Origin of the sequence: Mesorhizobium sp. B1-1-5 (assembly GCF_006443065.1) — a bacterium.
Lineage (GTDB): Bacteria > Pseudomonadota > Alphaproteobacteria > Rhizobiales > Rhizobiaceae > Mesorhizobium.
Genome location: NZ_VFWS01000253.1, coordinates 1 through 2,044, shown reverse-complemented (window position 1 = coordinate 2,044; position 2,044 = coordinate 1). Strand labels below are relative to the sequence as shown.

Genomic DNA, 2,044 nt, shown 5'->3' with positions numbered 1-2,044 from the left:
CACGAAAATTCCGGACCCGCTACACGGTCTCCTGGAATTTCCCTATTCAGCCGGCTCCACATCGGTGTAGGCGGCTTCCTCGAGTTCGCGCTTCAGCCGCGCCTCCTCTCGGGTCTTCGGCGTGACGAAGCGGCCGAGCAAGAGATAGGCGACGGGGGTCAGGAACAGCGTCGAGACGGTGGCCAGCCCCAGTCCGCCGACGATCACCCAGCCTAGCGCGATACGGGCCTCGGCGCCGGCGCCCGCCGCCAGCACCAGCGGCACGCCGCCGAGCACGGGGCAGATCATTGTCATCATCACCGGGCGCAAGCGAATGGTCGAGGCCTGTTCGATCGCCTCGCGCACCCCCAGTCCGCGATCGCGCAGCTGGTTTGCGAATTCGACGATCAGGATGCCGTTCTTGGCCATGACGCCGACCAGCAGCACCAAGCCTATCTGGCTGTAGGCGTTGAGGCTGGTGCCCGAGAGCAGAAGCGCGAAGATGGCGCAGGCGAGGCCGAGCGGCACTGTCGCCATGATGATGATGGCGCTGACGAAGCTCTCGAATTGCGCGGCAAGCACCAGCAGGATGATGACCAGGGCAAAACCGAAGATGGTGACCATGGCGCTGTTTGTCTCACCCAGCGTCGCCGCCTCGGCCAACGGCACGATGCGGCTGCCCGGCGGCAGAAGCGGCGTTGCGATCTCCTCGGCGCGCGTAAGGGCCGAGCCGAGGGCGAAATCGCCGCCGAGGTTGGACGTGATCGCCACCGACGGCTGCTGCTGCTCGCGCGACAGCGAGGGCGGCACGGCACGCTCGGTCAGCGTGGCTATGGTCGACATCGGCACGAAACGGCCGTCAGCCGTCTTTAGGAAGACGTTCTCCAGGTCGGTCGGATCGTTGATCGGGTTGGTGGTCGAAACCAGCTTCACCCCGTAGCTGCGGTCGGCGATGTAGACATCGACGACGTCGTTGCCGTCGAGCATGGCCTGCATGGTGTTGGCCAGCCCGGTGATGTCGATGCCGAGATCGGAGGCGCGCTCGCGGTCGATGGCGACGGAGAGCTGCGGTTGCGTCGGGTCGATGGAAAGACGGGGTGTCTGGAAACGCGGATCCTTCTGCATCTCGGCGATGATCTTGACGGCCGCGTCGCCGAGCGCCTTGCGGTCGTTGCCGACCAGCGCGAACTGCAGGCCGTTGCCGGCGCCACGGATGCCGAGGCTGTTGGGCTGCACCGGGAAGATACGCACACTGGGCACCTGGCGGGTGAGTTGGCTGATCTCGGCCATGATCTCCTGCTGGCTGCGGCTGCGCTCGTCCCAGGGCGCCAGCGTCATCACCATGAAGCCTGAATTATAGGCGCCGTTCTGGCCGGCGCTCTCGAAAGTGCTGACGATTTCGCCGGAATCACGCAGCGGCTGGATCAGTTTTTCGATCTTCTGCATCTGCTGCGTCGTGTAGTCGAGGCTGACGCCTTGCGGGGCGCTGATGCGAAGCAGCACGACCGCGCGATCCTCGGTCGGCGTCAATTCCTGGCGGATGGTGCCGAACAGCGCGACTGCGGTGCCGGCGAACAGCAGCGCCACCAGCACCACGATCCACGGCGCGTCGAGGCAGACATGCAGGCTGCGCCGGTAGGCCGCGCATGCTGTGCACTGCTGCCCTCCTCCACGAGGGCGGCAACGGCGTCGGCGCACGCATCGGCGGCGCGCTGAACGAGGGCTACCGGCGCCCTCGTGGTGGAGGGCAGCAGTGGACAGCATGCGCGAGGCAAGCATGGGGCAAAGCGTCAGCGCGACCACGCAGGACAACAGCACCGACATGGCGAGCACGAAGCCGAATTCGCGGAACAGGCCGCCGGTCTGGCCCGGCAGGAAGGAGATCGGCACGAAGACGGCAACCAGCGTCAGCGTGGTGGCGATGACGGCGAAGAACACCTCCTGTGCGCCGAGCACGGCAGCGGCACGCGGCCCCATGCCTTGATTGCGCCGCCGCACGATGTTTTCCAAAACGACGATCGCGTCATCGACGACAAGCCCCGTCGCCAGCACCAGGGCCAGCCGC

At 66.3% G+C, this 2,044-nt stretch carries 1 protein-coding gene; it reads right to left on the bottom strand.

Annotated elements, in window-relative coordinates:
* Positions 1-42: 42 nt before the first annotated feature.
* Positions 43-2,044: efflux RND transporter permease subunit (locus FJ980_RS30085; RefSeq protein ID WP_140547245.1), on the bottom strand; the 2,002-nt coding region annotated here is incomplete at its 5' end.